This window comes from Aquabacterium olei (assembly GCF_003100395.1).
Classification (GTDB): Bacteria; Pseudomonadota; Gammaproteobacteria; order Burkholderiales; family Burkholderiaceae_C; genus Aquabacterium; species Aquabacterium olei.
The window spans coordinates 997316-1020459 of record NZ_CP029210.1; the positions used below are offsets into that span (position 1 = coordinate 997316).

At 69.9% G+C, this 23144-nt stretch carries 14 protein-coding genes and 1 tRNA gene; 14 read left to right on the forward strand and 1 reads right to left on the reverse strand.

The window, feature by feature from the left end:
- Window positions 1-7 precede the first annotated feature (7 nt).
- From hscA to DEH84_RS04535, 8 genes are all read left to right on the forward strand, one after another.
- Window positions 8-1879 carry a Fe-S protein assembly chaperone HscA gene (gene hscA, locus DEH84_RS04500; RefSeq protein WP_109038217.1) on the forward strand — a complete coding sequence of 624 codons (1872 nt, stop codon included), beginning with the start codon at window positions 8-10 and terminating at the stop codon, window positions 1877-1879.
- 51 nt (window positions 1880-1930) lie between these two features.
- Entirely contained in the window at window positions 1931-2269 is a 339-nt protein-coding gene (gene fdx / locus DEH84_RS04505; RefSeq protein WP_109035153.1) for an ISC system 2Fe-2S type ferredoxin, read from the forward strand.
- A 9-nt stretch (window positions 2270-2278) separates the two neighbouring features.
- Complete coding sequence (locus tag DEH84_RS04510; RefSeq protein WP_109035155.1) at window positions 2279-2806, forward strand: gluconate 2-dehydrogenase subunit 3 family protein; 528 nt, start codon at window positions 2279-2281, stop codon at window positions 2804-2806.
- A gap of 3 nt (window positions 2807-2809) precedes the next feature.
- The gene (locus DEH84_RS04515; RefSeq protein ID WP_109035157.1) at window positions 2810-4516 is read left to right on the forward strand and encodes a GMC family oxidoreductase; all 1707 of its coding nucleotides are present in this window, start codon (window positions 2810-2812) and stop codon (window positions 4514-4516) included.
- Window positions 4517-4570: 54 nt separating this feature from the next.
- Window positions 4571-5230: a hypothetical protein gene (locus DEH84_RS04520; protein ID WP_159098859.1), complete on the forward strand. Its 660-nt coding sequence runs from the start codon at window positions 4571-4573 to the stop codon at window positions 5228-5230.
- Between the two features lie 116 nt (window positions 5231-5346).
- Window positions 5347-6069, forward strand: coding sequence for a DNA polymerase III subunit epsilon (dnaQ, locus tag DEH84_RS04525; RefSeq protein ID WP_109035162.1), 723 nt, complete (start codon window positions 5347-5349; stop codon window positions 6067-6069).
- 76 nt (window positions 6070-6145) lie between these two features.
- Window positions 6146-6220 (forward strand) — tRNA-Val (locus tag DEH84_RS04530).
- 170 nt (window positions 6221-6390) lie between these two features.
- Entirely contained in the window at window positions 6391-7545 is a 1155-nt protein-coding gene (locus DEH84_RS04535; RefSeq protein ID WP_159098860.1) for an acyltransferase family protein, read from the forward strand.
- Between the two features lie 4 nt (window positions 7546-7549).
- Here DEH84_RS04535 and DEH84_RS04540 read toward each other — a convergent pair whose 3' ends face one another.
- Window positions 7550-8053, reverse strand: a complete 504-nt coding sequence (locus tag DEH84_RS04540) for a hypothetical protein (RefSeq protein WP_109035166.1) — start codon at window positions 8051-8053, stop codon at window positions 7550-7552.
- Between the two features lie 143 nt (window positions 8054-8196).
- Here DEH84_RS04540 and DEH84_RS04545 point away from each other — a divergent pair, with 143 nt between their 5' ends.
- The 6 genes from DEH84_RS04545 (at window position 8197) to recD (ending at window position 23144) form a co-directional block, all read left to right on the forward strand.
- Window positions 8197-9681 (forward strand): amidase, encoded by a 1485-nt coding sequence (locus tag DEH84_RS04545; protein WP_109038218.1) that lies wholly within the window; start codon window positions 8197-8199, stop codon window positions 9679-9681.
- An 83-nt stretch (window positions 9682-9764) separates the two neighbouring features.
- Window positions 9765-10904: a metallophosphoesterase family protein gene (locus DEH84_RS04550; RefSeq protein WP_109035168.1), complete on the forward strand. Its 1140-nt coding sequence runs from the start codon at window positions 9765-9767 to the stop codon at window positions 10902-10904.
- Complete coding sequence (locus tag DEH84_RS19610) at window positions 10891-13608, forward strand: AAA family ATPase (protein ID WP_109035170.1); 2718 nt, start codon at window positions 10891-10893, stop codon at window positions 13606-13608. The genes DEH84_RS04550 and DEH84_RS19610 overlap by 14 nt, the downstream gene beginning before the upstream one ends.
- 37 nt (window positions 13609-13645) lie before the next feature.
- The gene (gene recC, locus DEH84_RS04560) at window positions 13646-17329 is read left to right on the forward strand and encodes an exodeoxyribonuclease V subunit gamma (RefSeq protein WP_109035172.1); all 3684 of its coding nucleotides are present in this window, start codon (window positions 13646-13648) and stop codon (window positions 17327-17329) included.
- The gene (gene recB, locus DEH84_RS04565; RefSeq protein ID WP_109035174.1) at window positions 17326-21042 is read left to right on the forward strand and encodes an exodeoxyribonuclease V subunit beta; all 3717 of its coding nucleotides are present in this window, start codon (window positions 17326-17328) and stop codon (window positions 21040-21042) included. The genes recC and recB overlap by 4 nt, the downstream gene beginning before the upstream one ends.
- Window positions 21039-23144, forward strand: coding sequence for an exodeoxyribonuclease V subunit alpha (gene recD, locus DEH84_RS04570; protein WP_109035176.1), 2106 nt, complete (start codon window positions 21039-21041; stop codon window positions 23142-23144). Before recB ends, recD begins: the two co-directional genes overlap by 4 nt.

The window sequence follows — 23144 nt, forward strand, 5'->3', positions numbered from 1 at the left end:
CATCCCCATGGCCCTGCTGCAAATCTCCGAACCCGGACAATCGCCCGACCCCCACCAGCGCCGCATCGCGGTGGGCATCGACCTGGGCACCACCCACTCGCTCGTGGCCGCCGTGCGCCACGGCTCGGCCGAGTGCCTGCCCGATGAACAGGGACGCGTGATCCTGCCCTCGGCGGTGCGTTACTTCACCGACCCGGCCAACGGCCAGGTGCGCCGCCAGATCGGCTTCGACGCGCTGCACGCGCAAGCCGAAGACCCGGTCAACACGGTGGTGTCGGTCAAGCGCTTCATGGGCCGCAAGCTGGCCGACCTGGGTGACACCAGCCGCCTGCCGTACCAGCTGGAAGACGCGCCCGGCATGGTGCACGTGAACACCGTGGCCGGCAGCAAGAGCCCGGTCGAGGTCTCCGCCGAAATCCTGGCCAGCCTGCGCCAGCGTGCCGAAGACACCTTCAACGACGACCTGTTCGGCGCGGTCATCACCGTGCCCGCGTACTTCGACGACGCCCAGCGCCAGGCCACCAAGGACGCCGCGCAGATGGCCGGCATCAACGTGCTGCGCCTGCTCAACGAGCCCACGGCCGCCGCCATCGCCTATGGCCTGGACAACAGCGCCGAAGGGCTCTACGCGATCTACGACCTGGGCGGCGGCACCTTCGACATCTCGCTGCTGCAACTCAGCCGCGGCGTGTTCGAGGTGGTGGCCACCGGCGGCGATTCGGCCCTGGGCGGTGACGACATCGACCATGTGCTGGCCGACCATGCGCTGGCCCAGGCGCAGATGCAGGCGGTGACGCCACAGGACAAGCGCGCCGTGCTGGTGGCTGCACGCCGCGCCAAGGAAAAGCTCTCGACGGATGGCAGCACCCACCTGGCGTGCGCGCTGTCCGGTGGCATGCTGTCCGCCAGCATCACCCGCGAAGAGCTGGCCCAGCTGGCCCGCCCGCTGATCGACAAGACACTGACGGCGGTCAAGCGCGTGCTGCGCGATGCCAAGGTCAAGCCCGACGAGGTCAAGGGCGTGGTCATGGTGGGCGGCTCGACCCGCATGCCGGCCGTGCGCAATGCCGTCGGCACCTTCTTCGGCCAGACGCCGCTGACCGACCTGAACCCCGACGAGGTGGTGGCGCTCGGCGCGGCCATCCAGGCCAACCAGCTGGCCGGTAACAACGACAAGGGTGAACTGCTGCTGCTCGACGTGCTGCCGCTGTCGCTCGGTCTGGAGACCATGGGCGGGCTGGTTGAGCGCATCATCCCGCGCAACACCCCCATCCCGTGCGCCCGCGCGCAGGACTTCACCACCTTCAAGGACGGCCAGACCGCGCTGGCGGTGCACGTGGTGCAGGGCGAGCGCGAGCAGGTCGAGCATTGCCGCTCGCTGGCCCGCTTCGAGCTGCGCGGCATCCCGCCGATGGCCGCCGGTGCCGCCCGCATCCGCGTGAGCTTCCAGGTCGATGCCGACGGGCTGCTGAGCGTGTCGGCGCGCGAGCAGCTGTCGGGCGTCGAGGCGTCTGTCGTGGTCAAGCCCAGCTACGGTCTGAGCGACGAACAGGTGGCCCACATGCTGCGAGAGGGCTTCACCACCGCGGCGTCAGACATGAAGGACCGCGCGCTGCGTGAAGCCCGTGTGGAAGCCGAGCGCATGCTGGAGGCGACCCGCACCGCGCTGGCCGCCGATGGCGACCTGCTGACGCCCGAGCAGCGGGCCCAGATCGACACGCTGATGGCGCAGATCGGCGCCCGCTGCGACCGCGGTGACCTCGAAGCGCTGGAGGCCGCCACCAAGGCCCTGGCCCAGGGCACCGAGGCCTTTGCCGCAGAGCGCATGAACCGCAGCATTCGCCAGGCCCTGGCCGGACGCCAGCTCGACCAGCTCTGAACCCGCGCGCGAGCCTGCCCCAGAATACGCTCACCGACCGAGCCCCCGATCATGCCCATCATCAAGATCCTGCCCCACGCCACGCTGTGCCCGCAGGGCGCCCAGATCACGGCCAAGCCCGGCACCAGCATCTGCGAAGCCCTGCTGGAGAACCACATCGAAATCGAGCACGCCTGCGACATGAGCGCGGCGTGCACCACCTGCCACGTCATCGTGCGCGAGGGCTTCAACAGCCTCAACGAGATCGAGGACACCGAAGAGGACCTGCTGGACCGCGCGTGGGGCCTGGAGCCCGATTCGCGTCTGAGCTGCCAGGCCATCGTGGCCGGTCAAGATCTGACGGTCGAGATCCCGAAGTACACGATCAACCACGCGCGCGAGAACCACTGACGCCGCGCCATGGCCCGCCACGCAACGCCCACCTGGCCCAGCCTGCCGCAGTGGCGGCGTCGTTGGTTGCTGGGGGCGTTGCTGACTGGTGGTCTGCTGGGCTGGCTGGCACGGGCAGATGCGGCCGCGTCGGTCCGCCGCGCCCCGCGTGCACGGGCGACGCCTGCACCGCCCGCGGCCCTCATTGCCTTGCTCGATCACCTCATTCCGGCAGATGAGCTCACCCCTGCGGCCTCGGCCTTGCGGGTGCCGCAGCAGATGTGGGCCGAGGCCCAGACGCAGCCCGAGCTTCTGCGGCTGGCGGAAGTGGGCTGCGCCTGGTTGGACCGCTATGGCGACGGCTTTGCTTCGCTGCAGTTCGAAGAGCGTGAGGCGCTGGTGGCCTGGATGGCGCGGGCGCCATGGGAATCCCCGCAGCGCCGGCTGTTCTACTGGGCCCGCGAGCGGGGGATGACGCTGTACTACGCGCAGCCGGCATCCTGGCGGGGCCTGCCGATCACCCGCCCGCCGCAGCCGCTGGGCTACGAAATGGGCTGAGCCGTGCGAGGCGCTTTCGATGCCATCGTGATCGGTGCGGGCGCCGGCGGCGCTGCGGCGGCCTGGCGCCTCACGCAGCGTGGCGCGCGCGTGCTGGTGCTGGAGGCTGGCCCCTGGTTCGATCCGGACCGCGATTACGCGCTGCACCGGCCGGATTGGGAAACGCACGCCTTTCCCAGGAAGCCGGGCAGCCAGGGGCACCACCGCTACGGCGAGATGCAGGCCCTCGACCCTGCCTGGGATGATTTGCGCAGCTGGCATCACGACACGGGCCCGCTGGTGCAGACCGGCCAACGGGCTGTGCGCACCGGCTACAGCCACGTGCGTGGCGTGGGCGGTAGCACCCTGCACTATGTGGGCGAGGCCCACCGGCTGCACCCCGCCGCCATGGCCCTGAAAAGCCAGCACGGCGTCGGCGCGGACTGGCCTTTCGGTTATGCCGAGCTCGAGCCGTTCTACGTCGACGCCGAACGCCTGGTGGGGGTGGCCGGTCCGCAGGCAACGGGTGCCCGCTGGCGCAGCGCCCCGTATCCGCTGCCAGCGCATCCCCTGTCGCGTGGCTCGCACACCCTGGTGGAAGCCGGGCGCCAGCTGGGCCAGCAGTGGCATGTCAACCCCCGCGCCACGCTGTCGCAGCCCTACGATGGCCGCCCGCCCTGCAACCACTGTGGCGGTTGCACGCGGGGCTGCCCGCGGCGCGACAAGGGTTCGGTCGACCAGACGTTCATCCGGCACGCGCTGGCGTCCGGCCGATGCGAGGTGCGCGCCCGTGCCACCGCCCTGACTTTGCTGCACGGCGCACGCCGCGTCGTCGAAGGCGTGCGCTACATCGACGAGCGCGGTCGTGAGCGCACCGAGCGCGCGGGCCTGGTCGTGCTGGCTGCGGGCGCCATCGAAACGCCCCGTCTGCTGCTCACCAACCGTTCAGCCACGGCTCCCGAGGGCATCGGCAATGCACACGGCCAGGTCGGGCGCCACTTCCTCGAAACCCTTCACTGGACGTCCATCGCGCTGCACCCCGAGCCCCAGGCCAGCCATGCGGGCCTGCCTGCCGACGCGATCTGCTGGGACTTCAACGCGCCCGACGCCATCCCGGGCGTGATTGGCGGCGCGCGCTTCCACGCCGCCACGCTCGATGCCGAGCTGGCCGGGCCCATCAAGTACGCCACGTTGCTGGTTGACGGCTGGGGCGCCGCCCACAAGCAGCGCTTGCGCCGCACCGTGGGCCATGCCCTGGCGGTCGGGGCGATCGGCGAGAGCCTGCCGCACCCGAAGTCCTATGTCGACCTCGACCCACAGGCGCGTGACGAGCAGGGCCGGCCGCTCGCCCGCATCCACAGCTTTGTGGACGAGATGGCCTGTCGGCGCCTGCGCTTCATGGCGCAGACCTGCCGCGAGGTGCTGAAGCAGTCCGGATGCGGGCCGCTGCGCATGGAGTACGGCAGTTACGACGATTTCGCCTCCACGCACGTCTTCGGCACTTGCCGCATGGGACAGATGGCGTCAGACAGCGTGACAAATGACCGTGGTCAAGTTCACGAGTGGGGCAACTTGCTAATTTGTGATGGCAGTGTGTTCCCGAGCTCCGGTGGAGGAGAGTCGCCGTCACTGACCATCCAGGCGCTGGCCTTGAGATCGGTCGACCGCTTTCTTCAGCATGAGCGCACGGAGGCCACGCGGGACGCGGCGCCCCCAGTGTCGCGGCCCTGACGACATCAGAATCAAGGCAAGGCGGCTGGGGTGCCCTGCATCAGGAGGTTCCTCATGACGTCTCGTTCTCCTCTTCTGTCCATCCTGGCCGTCGCTGCGGCGGCTTTCGGGCTTGCTGCTGCACCCGCCCGTGCTGGAGAGGGTTCGCTGTGTGGCCCCGGCGTGTACTGCTTTGTGCCCACTGTCACGGGCACCACCACGACCGGTTCCCGTGACCGCGACACCACCCAGGCGTTCGCCGGCATCAACTGGGCGTTTGGCGGCGGTCCGGAGCTTGTGGTCGGAGTCCGCGCGCTGCGCACCAACGCCAGCCACAAGGTGGCCGGAGCGCGCCTGGAAGCCACCTTCCCGTTCAGCAGCAGCAAGATTGCGTTCGACAAGCTGCGCTTGCGCCTGGTGGGTGGGCACCGCAGCGGCATGTACGAACTGGGCGGCGGCTACACCTTTGACAGCAAGGGGTTTGTGCTGTCCAGCGCATTGCAGGCCGACCACATCCACGTCGGCACGGACCTCACGCTCAGCGGCTACCAGTGGCAACCCTTTGTCGGCGTGAACTCGCTCGGCAGAGCGAAGGCGCCGAAGCAGCGACGGGACGGCACGCTGTCGTGCGGTGATGAGCAAGGCAGTCTGACGGCGGTGGCCGACGTCACCTCCGACGTGTCGGTGCAGGCCCATCAGCAGTTCAACGGCTATACCTGCCTGCTCGGAACCTGAGTCGACGAAGGGGTCCCGTCCACGGGTTCAGTCGTCGCTCTAGGGGGCGTGACCCTGCGACGAGGTCAGAGCGGCTGCTACATTTGGCAGCCGCCTTTTTCATTGCTGCCGTATCCATGTCCCGCCAGATCTTTCTCGACACTGAAACCACGGGCCTGAGCCCGGACACGGGCGACCGCATCGTTGAAATCGGCTGCGTGGAGATGGTCAACCGGCGCCTCACCGGCCGACACCTGCACTTCTACATCAACCCCGAGCGCCCCAACAGCGAAGACGCGGTGCGGGTTCACGGCCTGACGGACGAGTTCCTCTCTGACAAGCCGACCTTCGCCGCGCTGGTCGAAGAGATCCTCGACTACTGCCGCGGGGCCGAGGTCATCATCCACAACGCGGCGTTCGACGTCGGCTTCCTGGATGCCGAGCTGTCGCGCTGCGGCAAGGGCAAGTTCCGCGAGCACATCTCGGGCGTGATCGACACGCTGCTGATGGCCCGCGAGATGTTCCCGGGCAAGTCCAACAACCTGGACGCACTGTGCCGCCGCCTGGAGGTGGACAACTCGCACCGCACGCTGCACGGCGCATTGATGGACGCCGAGCTGCTGGCCGAGGTCTACATCAACATGACCCGCGGGCAGGATGCCTTGCTGATCGACAGCGATGGCGCCGATGGCGGGGAGGGCGGTGTGTCGGACGTCGCGGCAGTCGACTTCAGTGCCTTCACGCTGCCGGTGGTCGGCCCGAGCGACGAAGAAGCCGCGGCCTTCGAGAAAGCGTTGCAAGATATCGACAAAGCGAGTGGCGGCAAAACGATATGGAAATCTTTGGAAGCTGTGCTATAGTCTAGGTCTTCGCTGATCGCTGCAGCAAACAACGCAAAGCAGTCAGCAAGGTGGACCACAGTCCCGAACCAGTTTCGGGCGGTTAGCTCAGCGGTAGAGCACTGCCTTCACACGGCAGGGGTCGCAGGTTCGAACCCTGCACCGCCCACCAGATCAAAGCCTCGCACGTCAATGACTGCGGGGCTTTTTTCTTTCCGGCACGCGAACCGGCTCGTGACCAAATCGGCGGTTGCGTGTCTCGCCTGTAAGAAGCCGCTCGCTTCGCGACACCTGGCCATGCAGGCGCTGCCTGCGCCAGACGCGCGCTCTACGATGCGCCGCATGCTCGCCGCCCCGCTCCCGACTTCCGCGACTCACCATGTCGGCGCCCTCGACGGGCTGCGCGGCCTGGCTGCCTTCTGGGTCTTCCTCTCGCATGTGCAGATCCTCTGCGGCATGCGGGCCGTGCCGGTGCTCGCCTGGGGGGATCTGGCCGTCGATCTCTTCATGATGATCTCGGGCTTCCTGATGGCCCACAACGCCCTGACCCGCCAGGGGCGTGAACCGTGGGAAAACGCGGCGACCTGGCGCACGTTCTGGGGGCGCCGCTTTTTCCGCATCGCACCGGCCTATTACCTGTTGCTGGCGGTCGCCCTGGCATGTGGCCCGTTGCTGGGGCACTACCGCGAGGCGATTGCAGGCCCGTTCCCGGACACCATGACGTCCAGAGACCGCTACGGTGACGCGTCGCTCGCCAACGTGCTCCACCACGTCACCTTTGTGTTCGGGCTGCGGCCCGACTATGCCTTCCGCACGCCCCTGCCGGACTGGTCGATCGGGTTGGAGATGCAGTTCTATGCGGTCTTCCCCGTCCTGATGCTGGCACTGGGGCGGACCTTCAGCTTACGTCGCCATCTGCTGGTGCTGGGTGCGGGGCTGGGTGTGTGGGGGCTGCTGTGGGGCTATGCGTCGCGCTTTCCCATGCCCGCCTTCCTGCCCATGAAGCTGCATGTGTTCCTGCTCGGTATGGCACTGGCCCGGGCTCGGCTGCCTGGCAGCGGTCTTGGCCCCTGGTGGATGGTGGCGGTGGTGTGTGGCGTCGAAATGGCGCGGCATCCCGACGTACACGGGCTGGCGTTTGCGCTCGTGGCCGGCGGTTTTGGCGTGCTGGTGGCGGGATCAGACCGATGGCCGCTGCTGACACCGATCCGTCGGTGGCTGTCTTCCGCGCCGGGCCGGCGTGCTGGCGACTATGCCTACAGCTTCTACCTGGTGCACCTGCTGGTGCTGCTGCCGGTCGCAGGCACCCTGGTGTCGATCGCTGGTTACCTGACCTTGCCAGCGTGGAGCCGCTTTGCGATCTGTGCGGTGCTGGCGGGGGGTGTCTCGCTGGGGCTGTGCATGCTGCTGCACCGGTACGTCGAGCAGCCCGGCATTGCGTGGGGCAAGCGTTGGCTGGGCCGTCGAGCCCGGGTGCTTCCGGCGGCCTCGGGTTGAGCCTTCAACCGAACGCGGCCGGCTCGGCCGTGGGGGCCGGCAGCAGCTCCCGCACGAGCGCCGCGAACCGGGCTGCACGGGCGTCGCCGGCAAAGGCGGCCACTTCCTGTTCGCACGCGGCCAGCCATGCCATCAGACTGGGATGGTCGACCACCTCACGTGCCGCGTGCCGCAGCATCGCGTCACCGTGCCCGAGGATGAGCGTCAACTGGCCCAGCGCATAGAACTTCGCGGCGGCCAGGCTGCGCGCGGGCGAGGCGGACGCCTCTGGCTCAGGGCGCACAGCCCGAGGCGGCGGGCAGGGCTCGATCAGCCCGCGTGACAGCAGGCCGTGCACGTCCTCGGCCTTCAGCGACAGGGCCTTGATGGCGGGCAGCAAGTCCGTCACCGGCTTCTTGCCATCGATCATGATGAGCAGGGCCCGCAAGGGCGGCGTCAGCGTCGCGTCGCGAGCGCGAAGGAGGGCCCGCGCGGCTTCCGTCTTGGCGTAGGGAATGCCGAGTTCCAAGTGTTGCCTCCTGACAGACTTCGTCAGAGCGGCTCATTTTGCGAAGCGTCTGTGACAGTTTGACGAGGGGCGCCAGTGTGAGCCTTGCATCGGTCCTACCATGTGCCGTCTGCCACACTGCGGCCTTGCCGGCACCCATGCCCATGCACTTTGCTGACTACGCCCGATACGATGCCCTGGGTCTGGCCGACCTGGTCCGCCGCGGCGAGGTTCACCCGTCCGAACTGCTCGATGCGGCGTTGGCGCGGGCCGAGGCCACGAACGGAACGCTCAATGCCATCGTGCGGCGCTTCGACGACCGGGCGCGGGTGCGCCTGCAGCAGCCTTTCGATCCGGCCCGGCCCTTTGCCGGTGTCCCGTTTCTCATCAAGGACCTGTTTCAGGAATGGGCTGGCGCGCCTGCGGGGTGGGGCAGCAGCCGGCATCACCACCATCCGGCGACCGAAACGAGCGACGTTGTGCGCCGTTGGCTGGATGCGGGCCTGGTGATCTTCGGGGCCACCAACGTGCCCGAATTCGGCGCGCGCAACGTGACCGAGCCGCTGGCCTACGGCCCCGCACGCAACCCCTGGAACCCGGACCATACCCCCGGTGGCTCGTCGGGTGGCTCCGCAGCGGCGGTGGCGGCCGGCATCGTGCCGGTGGCGGGCGCCAACGACGGCGGGGGCTCCATCCGCATCCCCGCAGCCTGTACGGGTCTGTTCGGCTTGAAGGCCGGGCGGGGGAGGATCTCGATGGGGCCGATGGCCAGCGAGGGGCTGTTCGGTGCCGCGGTTCAGGGCGTGGTCTCCCGTTCGGTGCGCGACACGGCCGCCATGCTCGATGTCCTGCAGGGGCCCGAGCCCCACGCACCGTACTGGATGCCACCGCCGGACGCGTCTTATCTGGCCCAACTGTCGCGGCCGCCCGGGCCGCTGCGCATCGGCTTCACGACCGACACCCCCACCGGCACGCCGGTCGACCCTCAGGCTGTGGCCGCGGTCGAAGATGCTGCCCGCCTGTTGGCCGACCTGGGGCACCACGTCGAGGCCGTGCCCCTGCCGTTCGACGGCCCCGCGCTGATGGCCGACTTCATGCAGGGCTGGTTCTGCGTGCAGGCCATGCTGCTGGAGGAACTGGGCCGTGTCGAAGGCCTGCGCGACCGGGATGTGGAGCCCGACAGCCGCGTGATGGCCGACGTGGGCCGCACCATTTCGGCATCCGAATTCCTCGCATGCATGGGCCGTTGGCACGAGCATACCCGGGCCCTGACGGCGTTCTACGCGCGGTTCGACCTGTGGCTGTCGCCCACGCTCAATGGACCGCCGGTCCCGATCGGGGCCATGTCCACGCCGCCTGCCCTGCATCTGGTGAACCGGCTGCTTTCGGCGCTGGGTCTGTTCGGGCTGATCCGCCGCACACGCTTCTTCAATGACACCGTATTGAAGAACCTGGCGTGGACGCCCTACACGCAGCTGGCCAATGTGACGGGGCGCCCGGCGATGTCGGTGCCCCTGTACTGGACGCCCGAGGGGTTGCCGCTGGGCGTCCAGTTCACCGGGCCGCTCGATGCGGAAGGGCTGTTGTTGCGGCTGGCCGCCCAACTGGAGCAGGCGCGGCCCTGGGCTGAGCGACGCCCGAGGCTCTGAGCCGCATGGCATGATTGTCGTTTTCTTGCCAAGGCGCTGTGGCGGGCTCATGCCCTGAGCCTGGCGCTTGGCAGACTCGGCCCATGCCCATCTTTCTGCACACGGCCGACTGGCAGATCGGCCGCCAGTACCCCGCCTTCGAACCCGACAATGCCGTGCCCATGGCTGCGGCACGCCTGGAGGCCGTCCACCGCCTGGCGCAGTTGGCCGCCACCGAGGGCGCGCAGGCCGTGCTGGTGGCCGGTGATGTGTTCGACGCACAGACGGTGTCCGACAAGACCGTGCGCCAGCTGTTTCAGGCCATGGCGGGCTGGGCGGGCCCCTGGGTGCTGCTGCCCGGCAACCACGACGCCGCCCTCGCTGAAAGTGTGTGGTCGCGCGCACAGCGCCTGGGCGTCGTGCCACCGAATGTGCACCTGGCGCTCAAGCCCGAGGTGCTGCTCCTGCCCGAAGCCGGGCTGGCGTTGCTCCCCGCGCCGCTCACGCAGCGCCACACGCACAACGACCTGACCACCTGGTTCGACACCGTCGACACGCCGCCCGGCCTGCTGCGTGTGGGCCTGGCTCACGGCAGCATCACGGGCATCCTGGCCGAAGACATCGACTCGGCCAACCCGATCGCACCAGACCGGGCCACCCGCGCCCGGCTCGATTACCTGGCGCTGGGAGACTGGCATGGCGCCCGCCAGATCGACGCCCGCACCTGGTACAGCGGGACCCCCGAGCCCGATCGCTTCCGCAACAACGAGGCCGGTCTGGCCCTGCGCGTGCAGATCGATGGTCCGGGTGAGCGCCCCGTTGTGACGCCGCTCTCGGTGGGGCAGCTGCGCTGGCAGCAGTGGGAGGCCGGCTTGCACCAGGCGGGCGATGTGGCGCTGCTCGTCGAGCGCCTGCAGGCCATGAGCCCGGCCGATGTGCTGGACATCACCCTGCAAGGCGAACTGGATCTGGCGGCGCACCAACGGCTCGATGCCGCGCTGGCGGAAGCCGAAGCGCGCCTGCGCAGCCTGCGCGTCGATCGCCACGGCCTTCGTTTGCGCCCCACTGACGCTGACCTGGCCGCGCTGCATGCCGATGGCTATGTGGGCGAGGTGGTGGCCGAGCTGCGCGATGACGCCGAGGCGGGCAGTGACGTCGCCCGTGAGGCCCTGGTGCAGCTGACTGCGCTGCTGGCCGAGCTGGCCCCCGAAACCCCGGCAGGAGGCTCCCATGCTGCTGCGTGAACTCCGGGTCGAACAGCTGCGCCAGTTCCGCGAGCCTTATGTGCTGGGCGCGTTGTCGCCCGGCTTGAACCTGCTGACCGGCCCGAACGAGGCCGGCAAGAGCACACTGGTGCGCGCGATTCGCGCCGCCTTTTTTGAACGCCATCGCTCCACCACCATGCAGGACCTGCAGCCGTGGGGCGACAGCGGTGCCGCGCCGGCCATCGACCTGCGCTTCGAGCATGCCGGCGTGCCGTACGTGCTCAGCAAGCGCTTCGTGCATCGCAAGCGTTGTGACCTGTCCGTGGGGGCGCAGAAGCTCGATGGCACCGACGCCGAAGACCATCTGGCGCGCCTGCTGGGTTTCGATTTCGCCCTGAAGGGCGCGAGCAAGCCCGATCACTGGGGTATTCCGGGTTTGCTGTGGATCGAGCAGGGGTGTGCGCAGGAGCTTCACGCTTCCGTGGCCCACGCGGCGGATCACCTTCGGGGCGCCCTTGGCGGGCAGACCGACGAACTGGCTTCCAGCCTGGGTGATGCCGTGCTGGAACGCGTGGCGGCCCGCCGCGCCGAGCTGCTGACACCGGGCACGGGCAAGCCAGCGGGCGCCTATCGCCAGGCACAGGCTGACGAGGCCGAGTGGCGCGCGGCCCTCGCCGAGATCGACGGCCGGCTGACGACCTACCAGGCGCAGGTCGATGAACTGGCTGCGCTGCGTGCCGAGCACCAGCGCGACGAGAGAGAACAACCCTGGCTGGCGCTGCGGCGCCGTCAGGAAGTGGCGGAAACCGCGCTGAAGGACGTGGCCAGCTGGCAGGCCGAGCTTATGCGGGTCGAAGCACAGGCTCAGGAACTGAGCCAGCGCAGGACGCTGTTGCAGGATCAGCTGGAGGCCAACCGTCGCACCGAGGAAGCCCAGGAGCGGCGTGTGGCCCAGCTGGTGACGCGCCGCGCGCGCGTGTCCGAAGTCCGTGAGCAGGTCGAGGCGGCCCGCCTGCGGGCGCAGCAGGCCGACGTGGCGCTTGGCGCCGCCCGTGCGGCACACCAGGCGGCGCAGCGGGCCGCCCGTCGGCACGAGTTGCATCAGCAGCACACCGAGGCGCTGCGGCAGTCTGCTGAACAGCAAGCGCTGCTTGACCAGGCGCGGGACCACGCGGCGCGACTGCAGGCCTTGCGTGCGCAGACCGTGCCTGTGGTCATCCCGCCCGCCGATGTCAAGGCCTTGAGCGCTGCGCTCGACGGCCTCCGCGATCTGGCTGTGCAGGAAAGCGTCCTGGCCACGCGCATGGAGGTGCGATTGCAGCCGGGCCAGCGTGTGTACCTCAATGGCGAAGCCCTGGAAGGCGAAGCCGTGCGGTCGCTGTTGGACGACACCGAGATCGACGTGCCGGGGGTGGGCACGCTGCGGCTGCGGCCCGGCGGCCGCGACCTCGCCTCGCTGGCCGCAACACGGCGTGAGCATGAGACCCGGCTTACCGACCTGTGCGAGCGGTGGCAACTGCAGCAGCGCAGCCCGGGTTTGCTCGATGAGGCACAGGCGCGCAACCAAGCTGCGGTGGCTCACGCCGCCGAGCTGGCTCAAGCCGAACAGACCCTGCGCCTGCTGGCGCCGCAAGGTGTCGAGGCGCTGGAGGGGCGCCTGGCTGCAGGCCGTCTTCGCGCCCAGGCCCTGGCCACCGAACTGTCCGTTCTGAGCCCCGCGGCACAGATCGAGCAGGCCGGTCATGCTGATGAGCCGCAGGCCGATGCCGTGGTGCTGGCCGAGCAACGCCGGCAGGCGGAGGCGGCCGAGATGCAGGCCTTGCGCGAGCAACAGGAGACCCAGCTGGCCCTGCAGACGGCGCGAGAAGCCCTGGCCACCGCCGAGGCGGCCTTGCACCACGACGAGGCCGAATGCCAGCGCCTGGCGGCCGAACTGGCCGACCCGCAGCGCCAGGCCGCGCGGGAACAGGCCCGACGCCAACTGGCCGAGGTGGTGGCCCAGGTTGACGACCTGGCCCGCCGCGTGGCGTCGCAACGCGAGCGCATCGATGCGGCCCAGCCCGAGGCCCTGCAACGCGACGTGACCCGTTTCCGGCAGTCGGCGGATCTGGCCCTGGCGCGCCACCGCGAGCGCCACGAGCAGCTGATCCGCCTGGAAAGCACCTTGCAGGCGGAAGGCACCCAGGGCCTCGCCGAACACCGCGCCGACCTGCAGGCTCGGCTGACGCAGGTGCAACGCCGCCTCGCCGAGTACCAGCTGCGCGCCGAGGCCCTGACCCTGTTGCAGCAGCGGCTGCAGGTGCACCGGCAGGCCCTCACCGCCCGGCTGCAGGCCCCGTTGCAGGCGCACCTGCAGCGCTACCTGCGGCTGCTCTTCCCGCAGGCCCGGATCGAGCTCGACGAACATCTGCACCCACGCCTGCTGGCGCGCGGCCAGCCGGGTGCCGAAGAACACGCCGATGTGCACGCGCTGAGTTTCGGCGCACGCGAGCAGCTGGGCATCATCAGCCGGCTGGCCTATGCCGACCTGCTGCGAGAGGCCGGCCGCCCCACGCTCATCATCCTCGACGATGCCCTCGTGCACACCGACCCAGCCCGGCTGGATGCCATGAAGCGGGTGTTGCTGGACGCGGCCGAGCGCCATCAGATCCTGCTGTTCTCGTGCCATCCTGAGCTCTGGCAGGACCTCGGTGTGCCGGAGCGCCGCATTGACCGGGCTCGCCTCTCTGCAGGCGCCTGCTGACGGATTCATCCTGTTGCTGTCACACCGAACTCTGTCCATGACGACCCTGATCCAGCCCGGCCTGTTGACCCTGCACAGCCACCGTGCCGAGCGGTTGGCCGACACCGTGCTGGCCTGGCTGGCGGGCAACCCGCTGGCGCCGCTCGAGGAAGAGGTCATCCTGGTGCAGAGCAACGGCATGGCCGAGTGGCTCAAGATGACACTGGCGCAGCGGGCCGGGGTGTGCGCCGCCACGCGGGTCGAACTGCCAGGCCGCTTCATGTGGCGCACTTACCGGCAGGTGCTGGGTACCGACGCGGTCTCCGCCCACATCCCGCTGGACAAGACGGGCCTGACATGGCGGCTGATGCGCTTGCTGCCCATGCTGCTGGGTGAGCCAGGCTTCGAGCCGATTGCCGGCTTCCTGCGCCCCAACGAGCCTGACCGGCTTTATCAGCTGGCCGCCCGCCTGGCCGACCTGTTCGACCAGTACCAGGTCTACCGCGCCGACTGGCTCGACGACTGGGAGCAGGGGCGTGACCACCTGCGCGTGCCCGGTCGACCCGATCTCGCCTTGCCGGCCGACCAGCGCTGGCAGCCCGCGCTGTGGCGCACGCTGACCCAAGAGCTGGACGAGCACGAGCGCGCGTGCATCCGCCCGCGACTCCATGGCCGCGTCGTGGCCGCGCTGGAACAGGGCCAGCCGCTGAGCCGGCCGGTGGCGCGCCGGGTGGTGCTGTTCGGCATGACCCACGTGCCGCTGGCCACCATGGAGCTCCTGGCCGCCCTGTCTGGCCACAGTCAGGTCATGCTGGCGGTGCCCAACCCCTGTCGTTACCACTGGGCCGACATCATGGACGGCCGGGAGCTGTTGCGCAGCGCATGGCGGCGTCTGCCCCTGCGCGGCGAAGTGGACCTGTCCGCCGTGCCGCTCGAATCCATGCATGCCCATGCCCACCCGCTGCTCGCAGCGTGGGGGCGTCAGGGGCGCGACTTCGTTCGCCAGCTGGATGCGTTCGAAGAAGAACGGCAGGCTCGCCAGATGAGCCTGCCGCGCATCGACCTGTTCGATGAAGAGGACGCCGACCAGCCGACGCTGCTCGAGCAGGTTCAGCAGCGTGTGCGCGACCTGGTGCCGCTGGCCGAACATCCCGATGTGCGCGTTCCTGCTGGCGATCGCTCCATCGTCTTCCACGTGGCACACAGTGCCCAACGCGAAGTCGAGGTCCTGCATGACCAGCTGCTGCAGCTGTTTGCGGACAGCGCCGCCGAAGGGCGGCCGGTGCAGCCACGCGATGTGGTGGTGATGGTGCCCGATGTCGAGGTCACGGCCCCGGCGATTCGCGCGGTGTTCGGTCAGCACAGCCGGCACGATCCGCGCTACATCCCGTTCGACATCGCCGACCTCAGCACGCGCGCCAGCTCCCCGCTGGTGGCCGCGCTGGAGTGGCTGCTGCGCCTGCCTCAGCAGCGCAGCCGGCTCTCCGAGCTGCGTGACCTGATCGACGTGCCAGCCGTGGCCCGGCGTTTCGGCATCGACCCCGAAGCGCATCCGCGGCTGGCTCAGTGGATGAGCGGGTCCGGCATCCGATGGGGGCTGCATGCGGGTCAGCGTGAAGCGCTGGACCTCGCCGCTTGTGGTGAGCAGAACACGGCCTGGTTCGGCCTGCGGCGCATGCTGCTGGGTTACGCGAGCGGGGCAGGGCGGTTGGCCGGTTCGGTCGGCCAGGACGATGCAGCGGTGTTTGCCGGCATCGAACCCTATGACGAAGTGGGCGGGCTTGAAGCCGAGCTGGCCGGCGCGCTCGCCGCGCTGCTGGATGCCCTGCTGGCCTGGTGGGCCGAGGCCCGTCAGGATGCGTCACCTGCGGTGTGGGCCGATCGCGCCCGGGCTCTTCTTGCCGCGGTGTTTGCCGCCGCCGACGAAGCCGATCGCCACACGCTCACCGCGCTGGAGGAGGCGCTCTCCACCTGGCAGACAGCGTGCGACGAGGCCGGCTTTGCCGACGCGGTTTCGCTCGACGTGATGCGCGAAGCCTGGCTGGCCGCGCTCGATGCCCCCGCGTTGAACAAGCGCTTCCGGGCTGGCGGCGTCACCTTCTGCACGCTGATGCCCATGCGGGCCATCCCCTTCAAGGTGGTGTGCCTGCTGGGCATGAACGATGGCGACTACCCCCGCCGCGCACCGCGCAGCGACTTTGACCTGATGGGCCTGCCGGGGCAGGTGCGGCCGGGTGACCGCTCCCGCCGCGATGACGACCGCCAGCTGATGCTCGAGGCCGTGCTGTCGGCGCGGCGCATGCTCTATGTCAGCTGGACCGGTCGCAGCGTGCGCGACAACACCGAGCAGCCGCCCTCCGTGCTGGTGTCGCAGCTGCGCGATTACCTCACCGCCGGCTGGCTGGCCGAGGACGAAGCCGACCCCGTGACCCGCCGCGCGCTGCTGCGCGACCGCACGACCGAGCACCCTCTGCAGCCTTTCAGCCGCCGGTACTTCGAAGCCGATTCGCTGCTGTTCACCCACGCGCGCGAGTGGCGTGCCGCGCACGATGCGCCGCTGGCGATGGACGAGGTGCCCGGCACCGACGGGCCAGGCGACGCCCCTCTTTCAGATGAGGCCGAAGCGACATCGCCCATCCCGTCAATGGCGACCGCGATCCCGCCGCTGCCTCCGTTCGAGCCCGATCCCCATGTACCGTTGACACTCGCTCAGCTCACGAGCTTCGTCCGCCGGCCTGTGGGTACCTTCTTCCGTCAGCGCCTCAACGTGGTGTTCGACGAGCTGGCCGACCTGGGTGAAGACGAAGAGACCTTTGCACTCGATGGCCTGGAGAACCACCAGCTGGCCGATGCGCTGCTGAAGGATGTGGTGGTGGAAGTGGGCGCAGGCCGGGGCGAAGCCGGTGCCACCTTGCTGGCTGCCCGCGTCGACGCACAGATTGCGCGCATCCAGCGCGCGGGCAGGCTGCCCATGGGCGGCCTGGGCGAACGTCAGGCCTCGGCCCTGCGCGATCAGGTGCTGCCCGCGCTGACCGCCTGGTACACGCTGCGCAAGGCGTGGGCCCAACCGGCGCCGCGGCAACGGGTGCAAATCGAGCACCGCGGCATGCTGTTCGCCGACTGGCTGGACCAGCTTCACCACCTGGGTGACGAGCCCGAGGCCGGGGCCGACCTGGGCGCACTGCCGCCGCAAGAGCCCGTCGAGCGCGCCTGGCTGGCCCTCGACCCGGGCCGATTGATGGAGGACCTGGACGAAGGCCCGCCGCGCATCAAGAAGCTGTTGGGCGCGTGGGTGCGCAGCCTGGCCGCCGCCGCCTGCGGTTTGCGGGTGGGCGGTCGCATCGTGGGCAGCGACGCCACGCTGCACATCCACCCCATGCAGCCCGAGCAGGCCGATGCCGACCTCGCGGCCCTCATCGATCTGTGGCGCGATGGCCTGAGCGCACCCCTGCCCGCCGCCCTGGAAACCGGGCTGGCCCAGGTCAGCGACAACGGCAAGCCCCAGGAAGCGTACGAAGGCGCGAAGTTCCGGCGCGGCGAGGTCGAGCAGGACCCCTGTCTGGCGCGCCTGTTCCCCGACTACGACACCCTGTGCGGCCACCCGCGTTACGACGAGGTGTGCGAGACCCTGTACCGTCGCCTGGCCGACTGGGCCAGCGACCACGTTGCGTGGCGCGCCCATCCCGAGCCGATCGGCCACACGCCCGCCGCGCATCCGCATTCCGAGGACGCTTCCGCATGAGCACCAGCCAGACCCTGGACGCGCTGCGTTTCCCGCTGTGGGGCAGCCGCCTCATCGAAGCCAGCGCCGGCACCGGCAAGACCTGGACGATTGCCGCGCTCTACCTGCGCCTGGTGCTCGGCCACGGCGGCCCGGATGCCCATCCGCGTCCGGTTCGTCCCGGCGAGATCCTCGTGATGACCTTCACGCGGGCGGCCACCCGCGAGCTGTCCGACCGCATCCGCGCGCGCCTGATCGAGGCTGCCCGCTGCTTCCGGGGCGAACTGCAGCCGGCCCCGCACGACGCGCTGCTGCGCGAGCTGATGGCCAGCTACCCCGAGGGCGCGAGCCGTCAGGCCGCTGCATGGCGGCTGGCCATGGCCGCCGAAGGCATGGACGAAGCGGCGGTGCACACCATCGACGCCTGGTGCCAGCGCATGCTGCGCGAGCACGCCTTCGACAGCGGCAATTTGTTCGACGAGACCCTGGTGGCCGACGAGGCCCGTCTGCTGACCGAAGCGGTGCAGGACTACTGGCGCCAGCAGGTCTACCCCCTGCGCGGCGAGTGGCTGGATCGGGTGCTGAGCATCTGGCCCGGTGTTGAAGATCTCGCGCAGGACATGAAGGCGCTGCTTGCCGATCCACCCGAGGCGCACCGTGTCGCAGGCACGCTGCAGCATGTGATCGCCACCGAGCACCAGCAGTGGGCTGATGCGGTGAACCGCCTGCGCGCAGGCTGGTCCGAGCGCATCACGTGGCTGCGCGGGTGGTTCGCCACCCAGTTGAACGACCACCGGAAGGACTGGAACGGCAACAAGCTGCGCGCCGATTCGATCGACAAGTGGATGGCCTTGCTGCAGGACTGGGCCGACGCGCCGGAGCCCTTCGAGCTGAACTTCAAGGAACTGGGAACGGGCGCGCGACGTCTGACACCCGAAGGGCTGCTCGACGCGCGTGGCAGCAAGGCCGGGCCCATTGAGGTGCCGCCCGTGTTTGTCGATGCAGAGCAGATGCTCGCCGATCTGCAGGGCCTGCCCGTCCCGGGCGGTGCCGCGCGCCTCCACGCCGCAGCCACCGTGCACGCCCGCCTGAAGCGCCTGAAGCGCCAGACCGCGCAGTTCGGGTTTGCCGACATGGTCGAGCGCCTGGATCAGGCTCTGACTGGCTCACATGGTGAGCGACTTCGGCAGCGCATCCTCACGCAGTATCCGGTCGCCCTGATCGATGAGTTCCAGGACACGTCGCCGCGCCAGTTCCGCCTGTTCGATCAGCTCTACCGCACCGCCGACAACGACCCGCAGACCGCGCTGCTGCTCATTGGCGACCCCAAACAGTCCATCTACGGATTCCGGGGGGCCGACATCCACGCCTACCTGCAGGCGAGGCGCGCCACCGAAGGCCGGCATTACATGCTCGGCACCAACCACCGCTCCACCGCCGAGTTGGTGGGCGCCGTCAACCACTGGTTCGCACGGGCGGAAGACCGCCCCGGCCCCGGCGCCTTCCTGTTCCGCGAAGACGACGACAACCCCGTGCCCTTCGTGCCTGTGGCCGCCCGTGGCCGGGCTGAACGGTTCGTCAGTGCCGAAGGGCCCGTGCCCGCGCTGCAGATCGTGCATGCCACCGAGTCGGCCCACATCGCGCGCTCGGTGATGAAGGGCTTTGCCGCCCGCTGTGCCGAGCAGATCGTGCACTGGCTCAACGACCCGCAAGCGGGTTTCGAGCAGGCGGGTGAGCGGTTCGAGCGCCTGCGTCCGGCCGACATCGCCGTGCTGGTGCGCACGGGGCGCGAGGCCGCCGCAGTGCGGCGCGAGCTGCGCTTGCGCAATGTGGCTTCGGTCTACCTCTCCGAGAAGGACTCGGTCTTCCGCAGCCAGGAGGCCCGCGACCTGCTGTTCTGGCTGCGGGCGGTGGCCCAGCCGCTCGATGCCCGTCTGGTGCGTGCGGCCCTGGCCACGCGCACCGTGGGGCTGAGCCTGGATGAACTGGGCTGGCTGGCAGCGAGCGACGAGGCCTTCGACGCACGCAGCGAGCAGCTGCGTCGCCTGCAGACCGTGTGGCAGACCCAGGGCGTGCTCACCATGCTGCGCCAGAGCCTGCACGTGCTCGATCTGCCTGCGCGCAGCCTCGCTGAAGTCGATGGCGAGCGCCGGCTCACCAACGTGCTGCATCTGGCCGAACTGCTGCAGCAGGCCAGCACCCGGCTGGAGGGCGAGCAGGCCCTCATCCACTGGCTGGCCGAGCAGATCGACGAAGATGGCAGCACCAGCGAGGAGCAGGTCGTTCGCCTCGAAAGCGACGCCGACCTCGTCAAGATCGTCACCATGCACAAGAGCAAGGGCCTCGAGTATCCGGTCGTGTGCGTGCCCTTTGGCTGTGCCCACCGCGCGGTCGAGAAGGCCCGCAAGGGTGTGGTGCGCCTGCCCGGTGCCGATGGCCAGCGCACGCTGCACCTTGAAGTGGATGACACCGTGCAGCAACTGGCCGACCGCGAGCGGCTGCGAGAAGACCTGCGCCTGCTCTATGTGGCGCTGACCCGTCCGCGCCATGCGCTGTGGTTCGGCTTTGCCGCGCTCAAGGCCAAGGGCAAGAGCGCGAAATGCGTCACCCACCTGAGCGCCACAGGTTATCTCCTCGGCGGGCAGGAGGCGATCGAGCCCGCAGGATGGCAGACGTTGCTGGAACAGCTGGCCCAGGGACAGCCCGACATCGCGCTGCAGCCGGCTGCATTGGATGAAGCCCGCCCGCTCACGGCGCTGCAGGCGCGTGAAGTCCCGCCGCCACTGGCCGAACGCGTCCCCTACGCCGCATGGTTCGACCGGCGCTGGAGCGTGGGCAGCTTCTCGGCGCTGGTGCGGGCGCTGGCGAGCCCGACAGCCCCGTCCCCGGGCGATCGCCTGCCCCGCCCGGCCGACGACGAAGCCGCCGCCGAGGCGCCCTCCGATGAGGCGCCGGGCGCAACACCGCCTGCCATCGCCCCGACGAGCGAGCGCCCCATTCGCCATCGCTTCACCAAGGGCGCGCTGGCAGGCAACTTTCTGCACGATCAGCTCGAATGGCTGGCCACCGAAGACTTCGCGCTGGCCACCCGGCCGCAGCTGACCGAACGCCTGCGCCAGCGCTGCGCCCGCGCCGGCCATGGCGAGCACGCCGAGGCGCTGGTGGCGTGGCTGCAGGCCGTGCTGCTCACGCCGCTTCCCGGGCCCGAGGCGGCGCTGGCCGAGCTGCAGCACCTGCTGCCCGAAATGGAGTTCTGGCTGCCGGCGCAACGGCTGCCTGCCGCGTCGCTGGATGCCGTGTGCCGCGCGCACATCCTGCCCGGCCTGACCCGCCCCGAACTGCCCGAACGCGAGTTGCACGGCATGCTGATGGGCTTCGCCGACCTGGTGTTCGAGCACGAAGGGCGCTACTGGGTGCTCGACTACAAGTCCAACCACCTGGGCGACGCGGATGCCGCCTACCACCGCGAGGCCCTGGCTGGCGCCATGCTCGCGCACCGCTATGACGTGCAGGCTGCCATCTATCTGCTGGCCCTGCATCGCCTGCTGCGCGAGCGCCTGGGTGAGGCCTACGACCCGGCGCAGCACCTTGGCGGTGCGGTCTACCTTTTCCTGCGGGGCACCGAAGGGCCCGAGCGCGGCGTGTGCCGGGTGCCCGCCACGCCGGCGCTGATGACCGCCCTCGATCACCTGCTCGACACCGAAGCCCCTCACAGCGAGGTCCGTGCCCCATGAGCCCGCCCCGTTCCCGCTCCAACGACGATGCGGCCCAGTTCGGGCTGGACTTCGACGCCGCACCCGCACCCGCGCTGGCCGGCCCGCCGATGGCTGCGCCCGACCTGCTCGCCACGCTGCGCGCCTGGAGCGAGTCAGGCTGGCTGCGCCGCCTCGACAGCGCCCTGGCGGCCTTCGTGCTCGACACCGATCCCGCTGCGTCGCCCGTGCTGCTGTTTGCCGTGGCCGTGCTGGCCCAGATGGAAGGCCGTGGCCACACCTGCCTGCCGTTGCAACCGCTGGTGGAAGACGCCACCGCCGTGCTCGGCTGGGCCTCTCCGGCACGCGAGGCCTGCCAGGCCGTGCGCGACACGCTGCCCGCGACGGTGGCGGAATGGACCGAAGCCCTGTCGGCCAGCCTGGCCGTGCGCGTGGCCCACGCAGCGGCCGACCAGGGGCAGCCCTTCGTGCTGGCGGGCCCGGCGCACGCGCCACGACTCTATCTGCGCCGCTACTGGGATCACGAACGCGAGGTGGCGCGGCAACTGCGCGAGCGCGCCAGTCGAACCTGGCCCGTGGAAGCGCCGGCCGTCCAGCGCTGGCTTGACCGTCTGTTCGGCCCTCCCGCCGCACCGGCCGCAGGCTCATCCGATGAGCCGGACTGGCAACGGCTCGCTTGTGCCGTGGCCGTGCGCGCGGGCCTCGCCGTCATCACCGGCGGGCCCGGGACGGGCAAGACCTACACGGCCGCCCGCCTGCTCGCCCTGCTGTTCGCGCTCGACCCCGAACCCGACCGCTTGCGCGTGGCCCTGGCCGCCCCTACTGGCAAGGCCGCAGCGCGGCTCAAGCAGTCCATCGACACCTCGCTGCAGGGCCTGGCCGAAGCGCTCGACGGCCACCTCGATCTGACTGCCCTCACACAGCGCATCGGCGCCGCCCGCACCCTGCACGCGTTGTTGGGTGCCCGGCCCGACACGCGCCGCATGCAACACGACGCGACCCGCCCGCTCGACGTGGACGTGCTGATCGTCGACGAGGCCTCGATGATCCACCTGGAGATGATGTCGGCCTTGCTGCAAGCCTTGCCGCCTACCGCCCGCCTGGTGTTGCTGGGCGACAAGGACCAGCTCGCATCGGTCGAAGCCGGTGCCGTGCTCGGCGACCTCTGCCGCGATGCGGAGGCCGGGGCCTACAGCCCGGACACCGTCCGTTACGCAGCCGAGGCCACGGGCCTGATGCTGCCGGTGCGCTACCACACCACCGCGGGCCGCCGGCCGCCGCTGCTGGCCCAGCAGACGGTGATGCTGCGTCAGAGCCGGCGTTTCAGCGGCCCGATCGGGCAACTGGCGTTGGCGGTGAACGCGGGCAAGGCGGTCGATGTGCGCGCCGTGCTGCAGTCGGCCGGGGGCGGGGCGGTGCACGCCAACGAGCACGCCACCACGCCGGAGGTGCTCGCTCTGGCGGTGCACGGCCGCCCAGGGGCCGTGGCCAGCTACCGAGATTACCTGACGGTGGTGGCCGCGCGGCCGCAGCCCGGCGCCGAAGCCCATGCAGCCTGGGTGGCGTCGGCCCTGCGCGCTTTTGAACGCTTTCGCCTGCTGTGCGCCGTGCGCGAGGGCGACTGGGGTGCCATCGGCCTCAACCGCCTCGTGGAGCGGGCGCTGGCGCAGGCCGGCCTGCTGACACCGCGTGGCGAGTGGTACGTCGGGCGACCCGTCATGGTGACCCGCAACGATCCGTCATTGGGCGTCTTCAACGGCGACATCGGGCTCACCCTGCCGCCGGCCACGCCGGGCGGGGCGCTGCGGGTCTGGTTTCTGGATGGCGAGCAGTTGCGATCGGTGGGCGTCAGCCGCCTGGCCCACGTCGAAACGGCCTTTGCCATGACGGTGCACAAGAGCCAGGGTTCCGAGTTCGAGCACACGGTGCTGGTGCTGCCGCCGCACGGGGGGGTGCTGCTCAACCGCGAGCTGGTCTACACCGGTATCACCCGCGCCCGCGAGGCCTTCACGCTGATGGCGCCGCAGCCCGGGCTGCTGGCGGCCGCCACGCAGCGCCCCACGCGCCGTGCCAGCGGCCTGATCGACCTGCTGGCCCCGACGGCGGATCACCCCAACGCCTGA

Excerpts from the sequence above, each read along its gene's own strand:
- hscA (WP_109038217.1), top strand. The coding sequence starts at position 8 with ATGGCCCTGCTGCAAATCTCCGAACCCGGACAATCGCCCGACCCCCAC.
- fdx (WP_109035153.1), top strand. The coding sequence starts at position 1,931 with ATGCCCATCATCAAGATCCTGCCCCACGCCACGCTGTGCCCGCAGGGC.
- DEH84_RS04510 (WP_109035155.1), top strand. The coding sequence starts at position 2,279 with ATGGCCCGCCACGCAACGCCCACCTGGCCCAGCCTGCCGCAGTGGCGG.
- DEH84_RS04520 (WP_159098859.1), top strand. The coding sequence starts at position 4,571 with ATGACGTCTCGTTCTCCTCTTCTGTCCATCCTGGCCGTCGCTGCGGCG.
- dnaQ (WP_109035162.1), top strand. The coding sequence starts at position 5,347 with ATGTCCCGCCAGATCTTTCTCGACACTGAAACCACGGGCCTGAGCCCG.
- DEH84_RS04535 (WP_159098860.1), top strand. The coding sequence starts at position 6,391 with ATGCTCGCCGCCCCGCTCCCGACTTCCGCGACTCACCATGTCGGCGCC.
- DEH84_RS04545 (WP_109038218.1), top strand. The coding sequence starts at position 8,197 with ATGCACTTTGCTGACTACGCCCGATACGATGCCCTGGGTCTGGCCGAC.
- DEH84_RS04550 (WP_109035168.1), top strand. The coding sequence starts at position 9,765 with ATGCCCATCTTTCTGCACACGGCCGACTGGCAGATCGGCCGCCAGTAC.
- DEH84_RS19610 (WP_109035170.1), top strand. The coding sequence starts at position 10,891 with ATGCTGCTGCGTGAACTCCGGGTCGAACAGCTGCGCCAGTTCCGCGAG.
- recC (WP_109035172.1), top strand. The coding sequence starts at position 13,646 with ATGACGACCCTGATCCAGCCCGGCCTGTTGACCCTGCACAGCCACCGT.
- recB (WP_109035174.1), top strand. The coding sequence starts at position 17,326 with ATGAGCACCAGCCAGACCCTGGACGCGCTGCGTTTCCCGCTGTGGGGC.
- recD (WP_109035176.1), top strand. The coding sequence starts at position 21,039 with ATGAGCCCGCCCCGTTCCCGCTCCAACGACGATGCGGCCCAGTTCGGG.